Origin of the sequence: Bordetella sp. N (assembly GCF_001433395.1) — a bacterium.
Classification (GTDB): domain Bacteria; phylum Pseudomonadota; class Gammaproteobacteria; order Burkholderiales; family Burkholderiaceae_B; genus Bordetella_C.
This window is the reverse complement of the sequence record NZ_CP013111.1, coordinates 4494811-4514993: the sequence shown is the minus strand read 5'-3', so window position 1 is coordinate 4514993 and position 20183 is coordinate 4494811. Positions and strand designations below refer to the sequence as shown.

General features: G+C 67.9%; 16 protein-coding genes. 5 read left to right on the top strand and 11 right to left on the bottom strand.

Annotated features, from left to right (window positions below; genetic code table 11):
• Position 1: 1 nt before the first annotated feature.
• Together ASB57_RS19390 and ASB57_RS19385 are read left to right on the top strand one after the other, a co-directional pair.
• Positions 2-565, top strand: coding sequence for a chemotaxis protein CheD (locus tag ASB57_RS19390; protein WP_197424774.1), 564 nt, complete (start codon positions 2-4; stop codon positions 563-565).
• A 14-nt stretch (positions 566-579) separates the two neighbouring features.
• On the top strand, positions 580-1656 hold the full coding sequence (locus ASB57_RS19385) for a chemotaxis response regulator protein-glutamate methylesterase (RefSeq protein WP_057653701.1): 1077 nt from the start codon (positions 580-582) through the stop codon (positions 1654-1656).
• Here the strand turns inward: ASB57_RS19385 and ASB57_RS19380 are convergent.
• The gene (locus tag ASB57_RS19380) at positions 1653-3983 is read right to left on the bottom strand and encodes an ATP-binding protein (RefSeq protein WP_197424772.1); all 2331 of its coding nucleotides are present in this window, start codon (positions 3981-3983) and stop codon (positions 1653-1655) included. The two genes, ASB57_RS19385 and ASB57_RS19380, sit on opposite strands and share 4 nt — an antisense overlap.
• Positions 3984-4465: 482 nt before the next feature.
• On the opposite strand from ASB57_RS19380, the gene ASB57_RS19375 reads away from it, so the two are divergent.
• Genes ASB57_RS19375 through ASB57_RS19365 form a run of 3 tightly spaced genes read left to right on the top strand, consistent with a single transcriptional unit; the run spans position 4466 to position 8299 of the window.
• Positions 4466-4984: a (2Fe-2S)-binding protein gene (locus tag ASB57_RS19375; RefSeq protein WP_057653699.1), complete on the top strand. Its 519-nt coding sequence runs from the start codon at positions 4466-4468 to the stop codon at positions 4982-4984.
• Positions 4985-4994: 10 nt separating this feature from the next.
• Positions 4995-6023, top strand: a complete 1029-nt coding sequence (locus tag ASB57_RS19370) for a xanthine dehydrogenase family protein subunit M (protein WP_057653698.1) — start codon at positions 4995-4997, stop codon at positions 6021-6023.
• Between the two features lie 11 nt (positions 6024-6034).
• Positions 6035-8299 carry a xanthine dehydrogenase family protein molybdopterin-binding subunit gene (locus ASB57_RS19365; RefSeq protein ID WP_057653697.1) on the top strand — a complete coding sequence of 755 codons (2265 nt, stop codon included), beginning with the start codon at positions 6035-6037 and terminating at the stop codon, positions 8297-8299.
• Between the two features lie 7 nt (positions 8300-8306).
• Here the strand turns inward: ASB57_RS19365 and ASB57_RS19360 are convergent, their stop codons facing one another.
• The 10 genes from ASB57_RS19360 to ASB57_RS19315 form a co-directional block, all read right to left on the bottom strand.
• Positions 8307-9659 (bottom strand): amidase, encoded by a 1353-nt coding sequence (locus tag ASB57_RS19360; RefSeq protein ID WP_057653696.1) that lies wholly within the window; start codon positions 9657-9659, stop codon positions 8307-8309.
• Between the two features lie 66 nt (positions 9660-9725).
• Positions 9726-9935, bottom strand: a complete 210-nt coding sequence (locus tag ASB57_RS19355) for a hypothetical protein (RefSeq protein ID WP_057653695.1) — start codon at positions 9933-9935, stop codon at positions 9726-9728.
• Between the two features lie 68 nt (positions 9936-10003).
• Positions 10004-11419 (bottom strand): amidase, encoded by a 1416-nt coding sequence (locus tag ASB57_RS19350; RefSeq protein WP_057653694.1) that lies wholly within the window; start codon positions 11417-11419, stop codon positions 10004-10006.
• Between the two features lie 52 nt (positions 11420-11471).
• A complete protein-coding gene (locus tag ASB57_RS19345; protein WP_057653693.1) occupies positions 11472-12875 on the bottom strand; it encodes an amidase in 1404 nt (467 codons plus the stop codon).
• The gene (locus tag ASB57_RS19340; RefSeq protein WP_057653692.1) at positions 12872-13885 is read right to left on the bottom strand and encodes an ABC transporter ATP-binding protein; all 1014 of its coding nucleotides are present in this window, start codon (positions 13883-13885) and stop codon (positions 12872-12874) included. The genes ASB57_RS19345 and ASB57_RS19340 overlap by 4 nt, the downstream gene beginning before the upstream one ends.
• A 9-nt stretch (positions 13886-13894) precedes the next feature.
• Positions 13895-14944 (bottom strand): ABC transporter ATP-binding protein, encoded by a 1050-nt coding sequence (locus ASB57_RS19335; protein WP_231755479.1) that lies wholly within the window; start codon positions 14942-14944, stop codon positions 13895-13897.
• 149 nt (positions 14945-15093) lie between these two features.
• Entirely contained in the window at positions 15094-16002 is a 909-nt protein-coding gene (locus ASB57_RS19330) for an ABC transporter permease (protein WP_057656274.1), read from the bottom strand.
• 18 nt (positions 16003-16020) lie between these two features.
• Positions 16021-16944, bottom strand: coding sequence for an ABC transporter permease (locus tag ASB57_RS19325; RefSeq protein WP_057653691.1), 924 nt, complete (start codon positions 16942-16944; stop codon positions 16021-16023).
• 12 nt (positions 16945-16956) lie between these two features.
• Entirely contained in the window at positions 16957-18531 is a 1575-nt protein-coding gene (locus ASB57_RS19320; protein WP_057653690.1) for an ABC transporter substrate-binding protein, read from the bottom strand.
• 175 nt (positions 18532-18706) lie between these two features.
• Positions 18707-20158 carry an amidase gene (locus tag ASB57_RS19315; protein WP_057653689.1) on the bottom strand — a complete coding sequence of 484 codons (1452 nt, stop codon included), beginning with the start codon at positions 20156-20158 and terminating at the stop codon, positions 18707-18709.
• Between the last annotated feature and the right edge of the window lie 25 nt (positions 20159-20183).

Genomic DNA, 20183 nt, shown 5'->3' with positions numbered 1-20183 from the left:
CATGGCGCAAACTCCTCTTGCATGGCGCGCGCCCGCGGTCCCCGCCAGACCCGCCGGGGCAGCGTTGGAAGAACCACGCATCGATGTGTTCCTGCAGCCTGGCGACTACTTCGTCGGCGACGCCGCCTACCGCGTGCGTACCCTGCTGGGTTCCTGCGTGTCGATCACGCTGTGGCACCCGCGCCGCCGCCAGGGCGCGATGTCGCATTTCCTGCTGGCATCGCGGCCCAAGAATGGCGGAGCCCCGCTGGACGGCCGCTATGGCGAGGAGGTGGTGGAACTGATGCTGCAGGCGCTGGAGCAGAAGGGCGTGCGCGTGCAGGAGTGTGAAGCCAAGATCTTCGGCGGCGGCAATATGTTCCCCGGCCGCACCCATCCCAACGTCGTGGAGATCGGCCGGCGTAACGGCGAGGCCGCGCGCGCGTTGCTGCGCCAGCGTGGCATTTCGGTGCGGTCCGAACATCTGTTCGGCAGCGGCCATCGCCAGGTAATTTTCAACATCGCCACCGGCGACGTGTGGGTCAAGCAGATCTCGCCCACGCCGCTGGTGCGCACGACTACGTAGGACCCCGTACAGCCATGTCTACCATCAACGTCATGGTCATCGACGATTCGGCCGTGGTGCGGCAGGTGCTGGCCAGCGTGCTGAACGACGCGCCCGACATCGCTGTCAGCCACGCCGTGGCGGATCCCCTGCTGGCCATCGAGCGCCTGAAGCAGGCCGGCCATGCCTGGCCTGATGTCATCGTGCTCGACATCGAGATGCCGCGCATGGACGGCCTGACGTTCCTGCGGCTGCTGATGCAGGAACGCCCCACGCCCGTGGTGATCTGCTCGACCTTGACCGAGAAGGGCGCGCGTACGTCCATCGATGCGCTTGCGGCGGGCGCCGTGGCCATCGTCACCAAGCCCAAGCTGGGCTTGCGGCAATTCCTGGTGGAGGCGGCGCGTGAACTGATCGCCACGGTGCGCAGCGCGGCGCGGGCGCGCGTGCGTCCCGGCCTGCCGCCGCCGGCGGTGCCGGCCCCCAAGCTGACCGCGGACGCCGTGCTGCCGCCGCAACACGCGCGGCCGATGGCGCAGACCACCGAGTGCGTGGTCGCCATCGGCACGTCCACCGGTGGCACGCAGGCGCTGGAGGAAGTGCTGACCAGCCTGCCACGGGTGTGCCCGGGACTGGTGATCGTGCAGCACATGCCGGAGAAGTTCACCGCGGCGTTCGCCGCGCGGCTGGACGGCGTGTGCCGCATCAGCGTGAAGGAAGCGCAGGCCAATGACCGGGTGGTGCCGGGACGCGCGCTGATCGCGCCGGGCGGGCGCCATCTGGTGCTCAAGCGCAGCGGGGCCCAATACTACGTCGACGTCCTGGACGGGCCGCTGGTGAATCGTCATCGGCCGTCGGTGGACGTGCTGTTCCGCTCGGTCGCCCGCAGCGCCGGCGCCAATGCCCTGGGCATCATCATGACCGGCATGGGTGACGACGGCGCCGCCGGCCTGTTCGAAATGCGCAACGCCGGCGCGCGCACCCTGGCCCAGGACGAGGAAAGCTGCGTGGTCTTCGGCATGCCCAAGGAAGCCATCAAGCGGGGCGCGGTGGAACGCACCGTGGCGCTGTCCGCGATCGGCCGCGAAATCCAGGGCGTGGCGGGGCGCTAGCCGCGGGTGCGCTTGCGGCGCGCCGGCGGCACGGGCACCGTTGCCGCGGCTGCCAGCAGGGGCGCGGGCGTGCTCGTGACGGCATTGGCGGGCGGGGCGTCGTAGGACGCCGCGGCCAGGTGTTCGATGGTCGTCAGGTCCAGCTCCGCAAGGGCCGTTTCCACCCGCTTGAGAAAGGCCTCGCATTCCGGATGGATGGTGCGCGTGCGCGCCAGCCAGTCACGCAATTCGCTGACCTCGCCGTCATGCGCCAGCCGGGCCAGCGCCTGGCGCGCTGCCAGGGGCGGCAGCGTCAGCGCGACTTGCAGGAAGCGGGGCGGCGGCGCCACGCTGATCGGCGACATCGAAACCAGCGTCTGGTCCACACCGGGCACCTCGATGCGGAAACTGAAGCGCGCGCCATCGCCAGGCACGCTGGTCAGGGTCAACTGGCTGCCCATGCTGCGCACGATGTTGTCCGCGATGAACAACCCAAGGCCGACGCCGCCATGTTCGGATCGCAGCTGCTGGAAGGCGCTGAAGATTTCCGTCTGGCGTTCCAGCGGCACGCCGGGTCCGTTGTCGGCGACCATGAATTCCAGGATCCAGTGATCGTCGCGGCGCAGCGACGTCACGCAGAGAGACACCCGCCCATCCTGGGTGAACTTGGCGGCATTGTCCAAAAGATTCAACAGTACCTGGCGCAGCCGGCCTGCGTCGATCAACACGCTGACGGGCAGGCTGGCCGGCGGCAAGAAATGGAAGGCATTGCGCTTGGGCGCGCAGAAGGCCACGGCATGGCCGATGACCTCGCTCAGCAGTTGCGTGGGTGAGGCGTGCGCGGGGACCAGTTCCAGGGGCTGGCTCTGGCCGCGGGCAAAGGTCAGCACCTCGTCGACCAGCTGGAACTGGTGGCCCAGGCTGCGCTCGATGACATCCAGGTGGGACTGTTGTTCCGGCGTGGCCGCCGCGCGCACCAGGCGCATGTAGTTGGCGATAGTGGCCAGCGGCGCGCGCAGGTCATGGCTGATATACCCCAGCAACTGATCCTGCTGTCGGCTCTTCTCGGTGGCCTGCCGCAGGGCCTGGTCCAGCGCGGCGGTGTGCATCTGTACCTGCACGCGCAGTTTGGCGCGTTCATGCGGCCGCGTGGTCGCGGTGTCGCGGACGCGGCGGGGCAGGCGGTTGGCCCAGGCGGCGAGCATGGCCAAGGTCGACCCCAGTGCCAGCAGCAGCAAGGCCGACACCGCGTTCATGCCGAATGCGGGATAGCGCGTGAGGGTTGCCTGCAGATCGCGCAGGTTGGCCGTATGCAGCACGGTATGGCACAGCAGCAGCGCGGCGGCTGTGCCCAGCAGGCGCACCGTGGGCAGGGTACGTCGCGGGAGGAAGGGCAGCACGGCCAGCAGGCTGATGCCGATCACCGCGCCGATGGCCGTCAGCAGCACGGACACCGTGTAGAGATCCGTGGTCCACGAGGCCACCAGCAGGCCGCCCAGCAAGGCCAGCACCATGTCCACCGCCAGAAGTCCGCCGGCCAGCAGCGGATCGCGTCGGGCGACGCTGCGCAGGAACAGCACGAACAGCATCAGGCTGACGCTGCCCAGCATCAATTCGGCGCGGCTGCCCCAGCCGATTGCGTGGGGCCAGAACATGATCTGGGCCTGCCCGCGGATGGCGGCTTCGTACAGGGCTTCGGTGGCGGCCAGCACGCCCAGATAGATGTAGGGCAAACGTTGCGTGATGCTGCCGATCAGGATCGCGCTCCAGGCCAATGCCGCCAGGCCGCCTATCAGTGCGGCGTCCCAGGCCAAGGTGGAGGACTTGACCCGGGCGTGGCGCTCCGCCGATTCCAGTATCGGCATGACGGTATCCGGCAAGGCGTTGCGCACGCTGATATAGAAGCGTACGCGCGCATCGGGCGGCAGCACGAAATGGTTGCCGCCGCGATCGCCGGCATGGGTATGTTCGTTGAGCGGGACGGAGCTGCCGAAGCGGGTCTGCGTCCAGGCGCCGCCTAACTCCATATTGACTTCCACCTCGTCCGTGTTGGCGGACGCGGGGATCAATGCGAGCGGCTGCGCGCTGCCGGAGTCATTGTGGATCGTGACGCGCAGCCAGCGCGTGGCTTGGGTGGGTTGCGGCTGAGGGTGACTGCTGGCGCTTTGGAAGATGACCGGCGTCGAGCGCGTCATGCTCAGCACGTCGGATAGCCGCAGGCGGCCCGACATGTCGTCATAGACGTCCACATAGGGCGCCAGGTCGATGGGCTTGCCCGGTGCGGCAGTCAGACGGTAATCCCCGGCCCATGCCGTCGACGCGCACCAAAGCGTGGACAGTAGGAACACCAACCTGCAGAGGATCGCTGTAGTTCGCATGAGTAGTCGAGCAGGTGACACCGGGGAGTGCCTGACAGCGCGGCGCGGCCGCGCTACCGATGCCATATGCAACTGGCTACTGCGGTTTTATGTAGTAGATAGTAGTGAACTTAATTAATTATTTCAATCGGATCCTAACAGCCATGTTGCGGATTATTGCGTGCTGGAATTGTGTGCAAACCGTCGTGCCTGCCCGCTGAGGGGAAGCGCTGGCTGCTCGGAAGTTTGCCGCAGTCCGGCGTGGATAGAACTCCTGCGGACGGACCGCATAAACAGGGGGATGGCGTAGTCGGGCGTGACAGGCAGCGCGTCCCCGATTCCGGCCTGAAGTCGGTCCAATCGCGGCCCACCCCCGATCCACCCCCGACCCGATGCGGCCCGGCACGGGGCTTGCCGTGGCGTGACAGATATACGTGAACCGTTTACGTCCCCATCTTCCGCCGGAGATTGCCATGGCCCCCGACGCCCCCCGCCCCGTTCCTGCCGGAGCCCCGCAAGGGACGCCCGGCCTGGTCACCACCTCCTTACTCGTCAATGGCGAGACCTATTCGCTGGATCTGGATCCCCGCACGACGCTGTTGGACGCCTTGCGCGACCACGTACACCTGACCGGCACGAAGAAAGGCTGCGACCACGGCCAATGCGGCGCCTGTACGGTGCATGTCAACGGCAGGCGCGTGAACGCCTGTCTGGCATTGGCAATTGCCCACGAGGGCGACGCGATCACCACCATCGAGGGGCTGGGTCAGCCCGGCTGCCTTCATCCCATGCAGGAAGCCTTCGTCGAGCATGACGGCTACCAGTGCGGCTATTGCACGTCCGGCCAGATCATGTCGGCCGTGGCCATGCTGGAGGAGCCCTGGGGGCCGGGCGACGCCGAAGTCAAGGAAGCCATGAGCGGCAATATCTGCCGCTGCGGCGCCTATTCCAACATCGTCGCCGCCATCCAGGTCGTGCGCGCCAAGGCCTAAGGGGCGGATCATGCACACTTTCGAATTCGTGCGCGCGGACGACGTCGCGGCCGCGCTGCGGGCCGGGGGCGCCACGCCGACCGCGCAACAGGGCGCTCGCGTGCGCTTTCTCGCCGGCGGCACCACGCTGGTTGACCTGATGAAACTGGATGTCGAGCAGCCCGAATGCGTGGTCGACATCAATCGCCTGCCGCTGAACCGGGTGGAAGCGGACGCCGACGGCGGCTTGCGCATCGGGGCCCTGGTGCGCAACGCCGACCTGGCGGGCGACGCCACGGTCCGGCGCGACTACGCCGTTCTGTCGCAGGCCTTGCTGGCTGGCGCGTCGGCGCAGCTGCGCAATATGGCTACCACCGGCGGCAATCTGCTGCAGCGTACGCGCTGCGTCTATTTCCGCGATCCGGCGTCGCCCTGTAATAAGCGCGTGCCCGGCAGCGGCTGTCCGGCTATCCAGGGCTATCACCGCAATCTGGCCGTGCTGGGGACGAGCGAGCACTGCATCGCCACCAACCCGTCCGATATGAACGTGGCGCTGATGGCGCTGGAAGCCGCCATCCACATCGAAGGGGGCCAGGGCCAGCGCGCCGTTCCCATCGGTGAGTTCTTCTATCTGCCCGGCGATATGCCGCAGCGGGAGACGGTGTTGCAGCCGGGTGAGCTGATAACGCATGTCACCCTGCCGCCCTCGCCGGCGGGCAGCCGGTCGGTGTACCTGAAGCTGCGCGACCGCGCTTCCTACGAGTTCGCTCTGGCTTCCGCCGCCGTCGTTTTGAAAATTGCCGACGGCCGTATCGAGCACGTCCGCGTGGCCCTTGGCGGGGTCGGTACGCGGCCCTGGCGCGCCCCCGAGGCGGAAGCGTTGCTGCAGGGGCAGGCGCCCGAGGACGGCGTTTATCGCGCCGCCGCGGACGCTGTCCTGCGCGCTGCCCAGCCGCTGCCGGGCAATGGCTTCAAGGTCGAGCTGGCGCGGCGTTGCCTGGTGCAGGCTCTGCGCCAGGCTGCCGCCACCGATGCCGCCGCCGGCCCTGTTGCCCATTGAGGAGTCTTCCCATGTCCACCGTTGCAGAACGTACCCCGGGCCAGAGTCCCGCCGCGAACGCGCCGGTTCGATCCGGCGATTTCGCCATCATCGGCAAGGCCGTGAGCCGTGTCGATGGCCCGTTGAAGGTCAGCGGCCACGCGACCTATACCTCCGATTTCCATTTTCCCGGCATGCGTTACGCCGTCCCGGTGGGCAGCACCGTGGCAAACGGCCGCATCGCGTCGCTGGATATCGCGCGGGCGGAGGCCATGCCCGGCGTGCGCCTGATCCTGCATCGCGGCAACATCCAGACCCTGTACCGCGTGCAGGGCGCGATGCTGGACGAGGCACGGCCGCCCTTCGATGACGACGTCATCCGCTATTACGGCCAATACGTGGCGCTGGTGGTCGCCGACACTTTCGAGCAGGCCACCGCGGCGGCGGCTGCCGTCGATGTCCGCTATGAATCGGCGGCGCCGAATGTGGATCCGCATCTGGAGAGTCAGGACCCGCCCAAGGTGGAAAGCGAAAGAGGCGATGCCGCGGCCGCTTTCGATACGTCCGCGGTGCGCGTGGACGAGACTTATGTCACGCCTACGGAGACGCACAATCCCATCGAGCTGCACGCTACCGTGGCGGTCTGGGACGGCGAGGCTTACACCCTCTATGAAACCTCGCAGGCCGTGGTGAACCACAAGGCGGTGATGGTGCAGATGCTGGGGACCAGCAAGGAAAAAGTGCGCGTCATCACGCATTTCCTGGGGTCGGGTTTCGGCGGCAAGCTGTGGCCCTGGCCGCACTCGGCGCTGGCGGCCGCGGCCGCGCGGCAACTGGGGCTGCCGGTGAAGCTGGTGCTGTCGCGGCCCATGATGTTCCAGAACGTGGGTCACCGTCCACTTATCCAGCAGCGCATGCGCCTGGGCGCGGACCGCGACGGCAAGCTGCTGTCGCTACGGCAGGACTACCTGAACCAGACGTCCATCCTGGACGACTATGCGGAAAGCTGCGGCGAAGCGACGCCCCATATGTACAGCACGGCGAATCTGCGGGTGACGTCCGGCCTGGCCCGGCGTCATATCGGCACGCCGACGTCGATGCGGGGGCCGGGCGCGGTGCCGGGTTTGTATGCCCTGGAAAGCGCCATGGACGAACTGGCCATCGCCCTGAATATGGATCCGGTGGCCTTGCGCCTGCGCAATGAGCCGGAACACGACGAGGGCGAAGGCACGCCGTTCTCTTCACGCCATCTGGTGGAGAGCCTGCGTATCGGCGCGGACCGCTTCGGCTGGGCCGAACGCGACCCCGCGGTGGGGTCCATGCGCCGCGACGGCGCCGTGCTGGGCTGGGGCATGGCGGCCTGTTCCTGGATGGGCGCACGCCAGCCGGCCCAGGCCAATGTGGAATTGCGGTCCGACGGCAGCGCGCGCGTGGCCTGCGCCACCCAGGATATCGGCACCGGCACCTACACCATCATGGCTCAGCTGGTCAGCGCCGAAACGGGCATTCCGCTGGAACGCATCCAGGTGGTGCTGGGCGACACGGCCTTGCCGGATGGGCCGCTGTCGGGCGGCTCCACGGCGACCGCGTCGGTGATTCCGGCGGTGCTGCAGGCGACCCGCGGCGCGGTCAAGAAGCTGCTCAAGACGGCAGCCAAGGGCAAGGCCTGTGGGGATTTGAAGCCGGAGCAGCTCACCATCACGGGCGGCCGCGTGCATGCCAGGGAAGGCGACGCCGCGGCAGGCGTACCGTATGAAAACATCGTCAAGGACGCCGGCCTGAGCGCGATCAGCGCCGACGCCAATGCCGCCGAAGGGGGCCTGAGCGGCGATCCGCTCAAGAAGAAATGGTCCATCAACTCCTACGGCGCGCATTTCGTCGAAGTGCTCTGGTGGCCGGAGATCGCGCGGCTGCGCGTCAATCGCGTGGTGACGGTGATCGACGCGGGCCGCATGCTCAATCCGCGCGCGGCCCGCAATCAGATCGAAGGCGCGGTGGTGATGGGCGTGGGCATGGCCTTGTTCGAGCACACGCAGTACGACCCCCGCGATGGCGCGCCGGTGAACCGCAATCTGGCGGACTACGTCATGGCCACGCATGCCGACAGCCCGGAAATCGATGTCACTTTCCTGGACTATCCCGATCCCGTGCTCAATGAACTCGGCGCGCGCGGGGTTGGCGAGATCGGCCTGGCGGGCACCGCGGCGGCCATCGCCAATGCGGTGTATCACGCCACCGGCGTGCGCAAGCGCGAGCTGCCCATCATGATCGAGGATCTGCTGGGCAGCCAGAGCTAGGTCGCCATCAGGCCGCGACGGCTTCTTCCAGCGTGAGCGGGTCCAGACGGCCATTCGCATGGATGGCCGGCGCGCAAGCCGCCGCGATGGCGAGCAGCTGGGCGTCGGAGAAGCGCGGTCCCACCAGCTGGATGCCCAGCGGCAGGGCGCGCGCGCTCTTGGCGACCGGGATGCCCACGCAGGGAACGTGCAGCAGGGTCCACATTGCGTTGAACGTGGGATTGCCGGTGTCGTGCAGCCCTTCCGGCGCTTCGCCGGGCGAGGACGGCGTCAGCATGACGTCGAACTGACCGCCGCGGCCGCCGCTGGTCGCTGCAAACAAACCATCGAATTCCGCGCGGCAACGTGCCGCCAGATCATAGGCTTCGGTCAGTTGCGCCGGCGTGATGCCGCGCGCGTTTTCGACCAGGTCGCGGAAATCCTGGTGCAGCAGGTGATGTTTACCCAGATACGCCGGCAGGAAGGCCGCCCGTCCCTCGCCGCGCATCACGGTCTGTTGCGCCGCGTCCAGCCCCGCGAAAGGCGCGGGCAGGTCGAACTCCACCACGTCGGCGCCGGCGGCTTCCAGGCGCCGGCCCGCTTCCATCAGCGCGGCACGGCCCCAGGCGTCGGCGGCCTCCCAATTGGGGCCGCGGCACAGGGCCACGCGCAGGCCGCGCAGCGCGGGGGCCTTGGCCGCGACCATGCCGGGCAGCTGGAAGGCGCCGCCGACCAGTTGCAGGTCGGCCACCGAGCGGCCATACCAGCCTATGGTGTCCAGGGTGTGCGAATACATCTTGGCGCCTTCGCGGCTGACGATGCCGTGCGTCGGCTTGATGCCATAGATGCCGTTGAACGCGGCCGGACGGATGTGGGAGCCGCCGGTCTGGGTGCCGAAGGCCAGCTGCACCTGCTTGTCACCGACCGCGGCGCCGGAGCCCGACGACGAGCCGCCCGGCGTGTGCGCCAGGTTGTGAGAATTACGGCTGGCGGCGCGGCGTCCGCCGGAGGCGAACTCCACGGTGTCGGTCTTGCCGACGACCAGCGCGCCGCTGTGACGCACCACGGCCACGCACGCGGCGTCCTGCCCCGGCTGAAGGTTCACGTGCAAGGGGGAGTTGTGCTGGGTGGGCATGTCGAAGGTATCGATCACGTCCTTCACGCCGAATGTCAGACCATGGAGCGGGCTGCGTGGCGGAGTCTTGTCCAGTTCACGGGCGTTGCGCAGGACCAGGTCGGGATCGACGTGGCTCCAGGCGCGTATCACCGGCTCGCGTTCGGCGATGTAGTCCAGCGTGGAGCGGGCCAGCTCCTCGACGGACAGTTTGCGGTCGGCGATCAGCGCCGACGCTTCGGAAGCGGTCAATTCATAAGGCTGCATGGCAAATCCTCGATAAAGAAATGACGCGACCGGGCGGAAGCGCTCGGCGCGGGAACTGGCAAGCCGTCAGCGCGGCGTCGGCACGGGCATGGCGAATACCAGGGCCGGTTCGTTGTCCTTGACGGGCTGCCGGGCAATGGCCAGGCCGGTGCGGGTGACGTTGGCGGAGAGTTCGTGCATGCGGTCGAGCATGGCCGACGGCAGGGTCAGGCCATAGCGCCGGCAATGCGTGTCGATGTCAGCGCGGCTCCAGGCGGGAGTGGGTTCTTGGGACATGGCAGGCTCCTGGTGGCAGGGATAGGAATAGGGATAGGAAAAAAATCAGGGTAAAGACGGCAGGCGTGCTACAGGCCGGGCCGCCGCGCACGCCATTCGGTATCGCGCTCGTAGGCACGCGCGACCTGCAATACCGTGGCTTCATCGAACCAGCGTCCGACGACCTGCACATTGGTCGGCAAGCCCCGCGTGTCGAAGCCGGTGCAGATGGACATGGCGGGATGGCCGGAAGCATTGAAGGGCGGGCAGGCGTTCTCGGCGGTGAATTTGCGCAGGACGTCGTTGTCGGCGAAGGGCGGCGCCACGTGGTAGGCGCAGGGCGCGATCACGGCATCGACAGTCGCCAGCATGGCATCGGTGGCGGCGGCAAGTTCGCGCCGCCGCCGTTGCGCGGCCAGGTAGTCGACGGCCCGCGTCATGTAGCCGGACATCAGCTTGTCGCGCAGCGCGAATCCCATGTCGGCGCCGCGCTCCTGCAGGTCCTGTTCGTGGATGGTGAGGGACTCGGTCCAGTTGATGACCGAGGTCACGTTGCGATACTCGGACACGCGCGCCGGCAGCTGCACGTCGACCAGGCGGGCGCCCTGCGCGCGCAGGACGCGCGCCATGTCTTCCAGACCGGCCCGGTTGGCGGGCTCGACCAGATCGTCCTCGTCGCCCAGGTCACGCAGCACGCCTATGGTCAGGCCACGCACGCCGCGCTCCAGTCCGGCCAGGTAATCCGGCACCGCGACAGTGGCGCTGGCGGGGTCGTCCACATCGTGGCCGGCCACCGCGCGCAGCATGATGGCGCTGTCCTCCACCGTCCAGGCCAGGGGGCCGGGTGTGTCCATCGAATAGCAATTGGGCAGGATGCCGTGGCGGCTGATGCGGCCATAGGTGGGCTTCATGCCTTGCAGGCCGCAAGCGGCCGCCGGCAGCCGAACGGAACCGGTCGTGTCGGAACCCATCGCCACCATCGCCGTCCCGGCCGCCACCGCGGCGCCCGATCCCGTGGACGAACCCCCGGTGAAGTGGTCGAGATTCCAGGGGTTGCGTGCCGGTTCGAAGGGCAGGTCGAAATAGACGCCGCCATTGCCGGTGCCGTATTCCCACGTATTGAGCTTGCCCAGCAACACCGCGCCCGCGGCCGCCAGCTTCTTCACCACCGTGGCGTCGTAGCCCGGCACGAAGTCCAGCAACAGGCGCGAGCCGCCGGTGGTGCGCACGCCCTGCGTGTAGTAGTTGTCCTTCACCGCATAAGGAATGCCGTGCAGCGGGCCGCGCCAGCGGCCGGCCATGATGTCGGCCTCGGCCTGGCGGGCGGCGGCGCGCGCGCTGTCCGCGGTCAGCAGCAGATAACTGTGTACTTGGGAATCGACGGCTTCGATGCGAGCGAGAAACGCATCGAGCAGTTCGACGGGCGACAGTTCACGTCGCTGCAGCAGGCGCGCGGCGTCGCCCACGGATAGGTGGAAAAGCGCGCTGTCCAGGGTAAGGGGCATGGTCGTCCCGATGGTGAGGCTGATGGGGCAGAGAGGCAGGCGTCGCGTGCGGTCAGAGCGTGGGCCGGCGGTCGCGCCAGCTGGTCTCGCGCTCGTAGGCCCGGGCGACCTGGAACACCGTGGCTTCGTCGAACCAGCGGCCGACGATCTGCGCGTTGGTGGGCAGCCCCGCCGCGTCGAAGCCGGTGCATACCGACATCGCGGGGTGGCCCGACATATTGAAGGGCGGGCAGGCCGTGTCGGAGGTGTAGGCAATGACGCGCTCGGGATCGGCGAAGGGCGGCGCGGTATGGAAGGCGCAGGGCAGGATCAAGGCGTCCACGCTGTGCAGCAGGGCATCCGTGGCCGCGGCCAGTTCGCGGCGCCGGCGCTGCGCGGCAAGGTAGTCGACGGCACGGGTCATGAAACCGCTCATCATCTTGTCGCGCAGGGCCTGTCCCATGTCGGCAGCCCGCGTCATGAAGTCCTGTTCATGGATGGAAAGGGACTCGGTCCAGTTGATCACGGAGCTGGCCTGGCGATACTCGGTCACCGAGGCGGGCAGTTTGACATCGACCAACGTCGCGCCTTGCGCCGCCAGGACCCGCGCCATGTCTTCGACGCCTTGCCGGTTGGCGGCGTCGACGCGTTCGCCTTCGGCGCCCAGGTCGCGTATCACGCCTATCCGCAATCCACGCGCACCCCGTTCCAGGCCCGCCACGTAGTCCGGCACCGGCACGTCGACGCTGCCGGGGTCGCGCGGGTCATGGCCGGCCACGGCGCGCAGCGCGATGGCGCTGTCTTCCACGGTCCAGGTCAGCGGGCCCGGCACGTCCAGGGTGTAGCAGTTGGGCAGGATGCCATGGCGGCTGACGCGGCCGTAGGTCGGCTTCATGCCTTGCAGGCCGCAGGCGGCGGCGGGCAGGCGCACCGAACCGCCGGTGTCCGAGCCCAGCGCGAACATGGCGGTGCCGGCGGCCACCGACGCGCCGGCGCCGGTCGACGAGCCGCCGGTGAAGTGATCCAGGTTCCAGGGATTGCGCGCGGGCTCGAAGGGCAGGTCGAAATGCACGGCGCCGGTGCCGGTGCCGTACTCCCAGGTGTTGAGCTTGCCCAGCAGGATGGCGCCGGCGTCGCGCAGCTTCTCGATGGCCGCGGCGTCATGGTCGGGCACGAAGTCCAGCAGCAGGCGCGAGGCGGCGCAGGTGCGCACGCCGCGCGTGTAGTAGTTGTCCTTGACCCCATAGGGGATGCCGTGCAGCGGCCCACGCCAGCGGCCGGCCATGATGTCGGCCTCGGCCTGGCGGGCGGCGGCGCGCGCACTGTCGGCGGTCAGCAGCAGATAGCTGTGCACCTTCGCATCGACGGCTTCGATGCGGGCGAGGAAGGCGTCCAGCAGTTCCACCGGCGACAGCTTGCGCGACTGCAACAGCCGCGCGGCTTCACCGACGGACAAATGATAGGGTGCGGCAGTCATGCGGAATGTTCCTGTAGGAGCGTGATTTGGGAGGGCGGCAGGATGCAGCGCGCCGCGTGGCCCAGGCCGTCGCGGCCATGCAAGGCGGGCACCGCGCTATCGCAGGCGTCCTGGCGCAAGCCGCAGCGGGGCGCGAAGCAGCAGCCAGGGGGCAAGGCCGCCAGGTCCGGCGGCGCGCCGGGGATGGGCGCCAGGTCTTCGTCGCGCAGGCCGCCGTGGACGGTGGAGCGCAGCAGGCCCTGGGTGTAGGGGTGGGCGGGCCGATCCATGATGTCCGCGATGGAGCCGGTCTCGACGAAGCGGCCGGCATACATCACGGCCACCTTGTCGGCGACCTCGCAGGCCACGCCCAGATCGTGGGTGACGAAGATGGTGGCCATGCCCAGCTCGCGCTGCAGTTCGCGCATCAGCAGCAGCACCTGGATCTGCACCGTCGCGTCCAGGGCGGTGGTCGGTTCGTCGGCCAGCAGCAGCTTGGGCCGGCAGGACAGGGCCAGGGCGATCATGGCGCGTTGGCGCAGCCCGCCGGACAGTTCGTGCGGATAGGCGTCAAGGCGCCGCGCCGCCGAGGGAATCTGCACCAGTTCCAACAGCTCCAACGCGCGCCGCATGGCGGTGCGGCGGTCGCAGCCGTCGTGGCGCCGCACGGTTTCGGCGATCTGCTGGCCTATCGTGTAGACCGGGTCCAGCGCGGTCAGCGGTTCCTGGAAGATCATCGATACCAGGGACCCGCGGATGTCGGGCAATTGCTTGCGCGGCAGGCCAAGGATGTCGACGCCATCCACGATGACCTTGCCGCCCAGTTGGGCGGTGTCGGGCAGCAGACGCATCAGGGCGCGCATGGTGACGCTCTTGCCCGACCCGGATTCACCCAGCAGGCACAACACTTCGCCCTGGTTGAGGGAAAAGCTGACACCGTTGACGACCGGGATGTTCATGTCGCGATTGGCGAAGCGCACGGTCAGGTCGTCGACCTGTACCAGCGCCTGCCCGCTTGTCGAATTGGTCATGGCGTTTCCTCAGGCTTGCAGGCGCAGCAGGGGGGATGAGCCGGTCCCCGTTGCGGACGCGGGGTTGGACGTGGCACCGGCGAGACTGTCCGCCGCCGACAGGGGAAAGTGGCAGGCGGTCAGGTGGCCCGTATGGTCCGGCGCGGCGGTCAGCACGGGCGCTTGCTGGGCACAGCGTTCCTGCGCCCGCGTGCAACGGGTGCGGAAGCGACAGCCCGAAGGCGGATTGATGGGATTGGGCGGATCGCCGGACAGCGGCGGTTGCGTCACCCGGCGGCGCGGATCCATCGACGGGCGGGAGGACAGCAGCGCGGCGGTGTAGGGGTGGCGGGTGGCGCCGTAGATGCGTTCGACGGGACCCGATTCCACGACCTGGCCAAGGTACATCACCATCACGCGGTCGCTGATGTACTGCACCACGTTCAGGTCGTGGGAGATGAAGATATAGGTCAGGCCCAGCTCGCGCTTGAGCTCGCGCAGCAGGTTGAGGACCTGGGCCTCGACCGACTTGTCCAGCGCCGACACGGACTCGTCGAGTATCAGCACGCGTGGTCCCATGGCCAGCGCGCGGGCGATGTTCACCCGCTGCCGCTGGCCGCCCGACAGTTCATGCGGATAGCGCTGCGCGTAGCTTTCCGGGTCCAGTCCCACCATGCGCAACAGGGTCAGCGCCCGGGCGCGTGCCTGTGCGCGCGGCATGCCGCTCACGCTAGGTCCGAAGGCGATGGAATCGGCCAGGGTCAGGCGTGGGTTGAGCGATGCATAGCTGTCCTGGAACACCATCTGCATGTGGCGGCGCAGATCGCGCACGCTGATGCCCCGTACCTCGGACACTTCATCGCCGTCGAAGATGACCGACCCGTCGTCCGGCTCGATCAGATGCATCAGCAGGCGGGCGGTGGTCGACTTGCCGCAGCCCGACTCGCCGACGATGCCCAGGGTCTCACCCTTGGCGACCTCGAAGTTCACGCCGTCGACCGCGCGCACCACGCTGCGCGGCCCGCCAAAGGCGCTGCCGCCGATGTCGTAGTGCTTCTTCAGGTCCTTGACGATGAGCATGGGCTGGGCCGGCCCGCCGCGATCGCGTGGGTCGGGCCCGCTGTCCCGTTTCAGCAGGCGCAAGGCCTCGCCGTCCTGGGCCGGCGTGAGCGTGGTGGCGAGCGGGTCCTGCTCAGCCCGTTTGGCGCGAAAGAACATGCGGGTGCTCCTTATCCGTTCTTGACGTCCATGGCGCTGCGCAGGCCATCGCTCATCAGGTTGAAGCACATCGACGTCACGAAAATCATGATGCCGGGGAGGATGGCCGTCATCGGCGCGACGTAGATGGCCTGGCGCAGGGTGTTCAGCATCAGGCCCCACTCGGCGTTGGGCGGGCTGACGCCGAGACCCAGGAAGCTCAGGCCGGAGGCGATCACGATGCTGACGCTGATCAGGCTGGATGCGTAGACCAGGATGGGGCCCACCACGTTGGCCAGCACGTGGCCTTGCACGATGCGCCACGCGGACGCGCCGGTGGCGCGCGCGGCCTCGACGAAGTCCTGTTCGCGTACCTGGGTGGTGACGCTTTCGGCGATGCGGGCGATGGGCGGGATGAAGACCAGGGTCAGCGACACGATGCTGTTGAGCAAGCCCGCGCCCAGCGCGCCGGAGATGGCCACGGCCAGCAGGACCGACGGGAACGCGTAGAACACGTCGATCAGCCGCATGATGACCATGTTCCAGCGGCCGCCGGCATAACCCGCGATGACACCCAGGCCGCCGCCGATCACGGTGGCCAGCACCACCGGCACGAAACCGGTGAACAGCGACAGGCGGGCGCCGAAGATCAGGCGGGACAGCATGTCGCGGCCCAGTTCGTCGGTGCCGAGCAGATGGCCCTGGTAGCCGGGCGGCTTGAGACGCCGGATCATGCTCATTTTGTAGGGATCATCCAGGCCCAGCCATGGCGCGGCGATGGCCAGCGCGATGATCAGCAGCAGGATGGCCCCACAGGCCAGGGTCAGCGGGTCGCGCGACAGGCGCCGGCCCACCGTGTGCCAGTAACCGCGGCTGGGGCGGCGAAAGGCGGCGGGCGGCGCGCTGGCGGCCGCGGCGGAGGAGGCGGGGACGGTCTGCATCTGCATGGCGTTCTCCGGTCAGGCGCGCTTGACGCGCGGGTCGACGAACATCTGCAACACGTCGACCAGCAGGTTGGTGAAGACGAACAGCATCGCCAGGACCAGGATGGTCCCTTGCAGGATGGGCAGGTCGCGCGTGAAGATGGCCGAGTTCAGCAGGAAACCGGTGCCCGGCCAGGAGAACACGGTTTCCACCAGGATGGAGCCGCCCAGCATCTGCGCGAACTGCAGGCCCATTACCGCCATGACGGTGGGCGCCACGTTCTTGGCGACATGCAGGAACACCCCCGGGCCACGCAGGCCCTTGGCATACAGGGTCTGCACGAATTCCTGGCGGCGGATTTCGCTGACCGACGCCCGCACCGAGCGCGCGATGATGCCCATGGGTATCACCGCCAAGGTCACTGCCGGCAGCAGCAGATGGGCCAAATCGGGATTGCCCATGCCCGTGGCCGGCAACCAGCGCAGCTCCACCGAGAAGAACACGATCAACACCATGCCCAGCCAGTAGTGCGGCAGGGATACGCCGGTCACCGCCACCGCCGTGACGGCGCGATCGACGCCGCGCCGCCGCGTATAGCCGGCCACGGCGCCCAGCGCGCAACCGCCGACGAAAGCCAGCGCGATGCTGGCTGCGGCCAGCAGCATGGAGTTGGCGATGGCCGGCCCGATCTCCACGGTTACGGGACGACCGGTCTTGATCGAGGTGCCCAGATCGCCCACGACGACGTGCCGCAACCAGATCAGGTATTGCATCGGCAGCGGTTTGTCGAAGCCATAGGCGGCCTTGATCTCCTCGATGACCGCGGGCGAGGCGTTTTCCGGCAACACCGCGCTGATGGGATCGCCGGGGGCGAGATGCACCAGCGCGAAGCACACCAGGGTGACGCCCAGCGCGATGGGCAGGGTATAGACCAGACGGCGCAGGAAGTATCTGAGCATGGGGCAGCCTCGTTACGGTTGCAGGTAGACCGGGGTCAGGTCCTGGAACCAGCTTTGCGCCTGCACGAAGCCCTTGACGTTGGGGGCCATGGCGCGCGGGTTCAGGTCATGCACCACCCAGATCCACATCGCCTGGTCGACGATGCGCGTATGCAGCTTGGCGAGGATGGCGTCCTGCTTGGCGGGGTCGAATTCCACCTTGGCGGCCGCGGCCAGTTCGTCGGCTTCCTTGTCCTGGAAACCGCCCCAGTTGTAGCCGGCCGGCGGCCTCATCTTGGACCACGACGTACCGATCAAGCCGATGTCCGGATCCCAATAGCCGAAGCTGTTGTTGATGCCGTAGATGCCCTTGTTCTCCGGCGCGTCGGAGCCGGCGCGGCGGCGCGCCCGCAGCGCTTCCCACTCCAGCACTTCAAGCTGGACGTCGAAGCCGACGGCCTTGAGGTTTTCCTGGATGAACTCGTTCATCGGCAGCGGCTGCATCTGGCCCGAGCCCGAGGTGGAGATGGCGAACTTGATTTTCAGCGGATGCTCGGGGCTGTAGCCGGCCTCCTTCATCAGGCGGCGGGCCTCGTCCGGGTCATAGGTGATCTTGAAGTTGGGCTTGCCGAACCAGGGATGCTTGGGATCGACCATGCCTTCCGACGGAATGGCGGTGCCGCCGAGAAATTCGACCAGGCCCTTGCGGTCGATGGCCAGGTTGGCGGCCTTGCGGATGCGGATATCGCGGAACGGCGAACCTTCCGAATAGCTCAACTGATAAGGCCAGTTATGCGGATAGATGTTGGTGACGATCTGCATGCCGGCTTCCTTCAGGCGCGGCAACGTGTCGGGCGGCGGCGCCTCGACCCAGTCGACCTGCTTGGACAGCAGCGCGGCGACACGGGTATTGGGATCCGGCATCATCAGCAGCACCATGCGGTCGGACTTCGGTACGCGTTTCGGATCCCAGTAGTTGGGATTGCGCACGAGTTCCGCGCGTTCGCGCGGCACCAGCTTGTCCAGCTTCCAGGGGCCGGTGCCGGACGGCGTCATGCCGAATTTGTTCCAGTCGCCGCCCACTTCCTTGTAGCGGGCCGGGCTGGAGATGCCCACATCCGCGATCAGGTAGGGGAAGACGGCATCGGCCGACTTGGTGGTGATCTCCACCGTCATCGGATCGATGACCCGATAGGACGCGATGTTCGACACGTACTGGCTGGCCTGCGTGGCCTGGTTCTGATCGAATTGCGGGGCGTCGCGCTTGAGCAGCTTGTCCAGGTTCCAGACGACGGCGTTGGCCTCGAACGTGGAGCCATCATGGAATTTGACGTTGGGCCGCAGCTTGAAGGTCCACTTGGTGTGCGTGGCTTCATCCACCGACCAGCTTTCGGCCAGGCCCGGCCGCAGTTTGGCGGAGACGTCCGAACGCGACAGGTCCCAGTTGATCAGACCGTCGTACAGCGTGAAGCCGATGAAGCGCATGCCTTCGCCGCCCTGGCTGGCCTGCCCGGTGGTCAGGGGGACGTCGGATAAGGTCGTGGCGACACGCAGCACCATCTCCGCGCGGGCAGCGGCGGTGGGCAAGGCAAAGGCGAGCGCGACCATGAGCGGAGCCGCAATTTTTCTTAGGACCAAGATGGTTCTCCGAAGGCGAAACACGTTTGACGATGAACCCGGCGGGGGCCGGGGCAAGGCAGGTGGAGCGTGAAAAGCGGAATGCGGAATGCGGAATGCGGATACGGATTGCGGATAAGGATTGCGACAGCCTGGCGCCGCGCCTTCAAGCCACGGCCGCGGGTTCGGCCACCGGCGCGGCGCCGCTGGCCTCGGCGCGCAGGCGGGCGATGTCGGGACGGCGCTGACGCCAGGCGGTGGCCTTCTCGTAGGCGTCGCCCACGCGCAGCACCGTCGCCTCATCGAACAGGCGGCCCGCCAGTTGCAGCGAATAGGGCATGCCGTCGTCGTCATAGCCATTGCAGATCGACAGGGCGGGATTGCCGGCGGAGTTGAAAGGCGTGGTGTAGTTGGGCGCCGCGAACATCCAGTGCGGCGAGGTCGGCTCCAGCTTGCCCGCTGGTTCGGTGCAGGGCACGGCCAGCAGGTCCACCGTCTGGTAGACCGCCTGCATCGCGGCCGCCAGCCGGGTCCGCATGCGCATGGCCTGGATATAGTCTTCGGCGCGCAGGACCGCGCCGCAGATGATGCGATAGCGCAGGCTGGCGCCGAACAGCTCGGGACGCGTGCGCAGGTCCGCTTCATGGATGGCGTACAGCTCGCCCATGGCGATGACGCGCTTGCAATCGTTGTACTCAAGCAGGGACGGCAGGGTGACCGGACGGATCGTCGCGCCGAGTCCGCGCAGCACTTCCAGCGAGGCTTCGAACGCGCGGCGGTTGCCTGCCGACAGGGGCACTTCGTCATCCATCCAGTGCCAGGGCACGCCGATCACCAGGCCGCGGGCATTGCCATCGAGCGCCGCGCGGTAGTCCGGCACCGGCAGGTCGACGCTGCCTGGGTCGCGCGGATCGTGGCCGGCCACCAGTTGCAGCAGGATGGCCAGGTCTTCGGTGGTCCAGGCCATGGGGCCGGCGTGGTCGTGGCTGAAGGAGTTGGGCAGGACACCCATGCGGCTGACCCTGCCGTAGGTGGGCTTGATGCCCGCGATGCCGCAAGCCGCCGCCGGCATGCGGATGGAGCCGCCGGTATCGGTGCCCATCGTGGCCAGGCACAGGCCGGCGGCGAGGGCCGCGCCCGACCCCGACGAGGAGCCGGCGGGATGGCGCGCGGTGTTCCAGGGGTTGTGCGCGGGTGGCGCCACCACGTCCCAGGAGGGGCCGCCGTGGGCGAATTCCCACGTGGTGGTCTTGCCCATGAACACGCCGCCTGCATCGGCCAGCACCGTTTGGGCATGGCAGTCCTGCGTGGGAATGTTGTCGGCCAGCAGGCGCGACTGGCCGGTGGTGCGCACGCCGGCGGTTTCGTAGACATCCTTGAGCGTATAGGGAATGCCATGCAGCGCGCTGCGCGGTCCGTCACGCATGATCTGCGCTTCGGCCAGCCGGGCCTCGATGCGGGCGCGCTCCGGTGTGGGCGTGATGAGACTGTGCAAGGCCCCGTCGACCTCGTCGGCGCGGCGCAGGCACGCCTCGGTCAGTTCGACGGGGGACAAGGCTTTGGTGGCGATCAGCTTGCTGGCCTCGGCCAGGGTCAGAAAAGTCGGATCCGTGGACATGCGAAAACCTCCGCGCTGGCGCGCG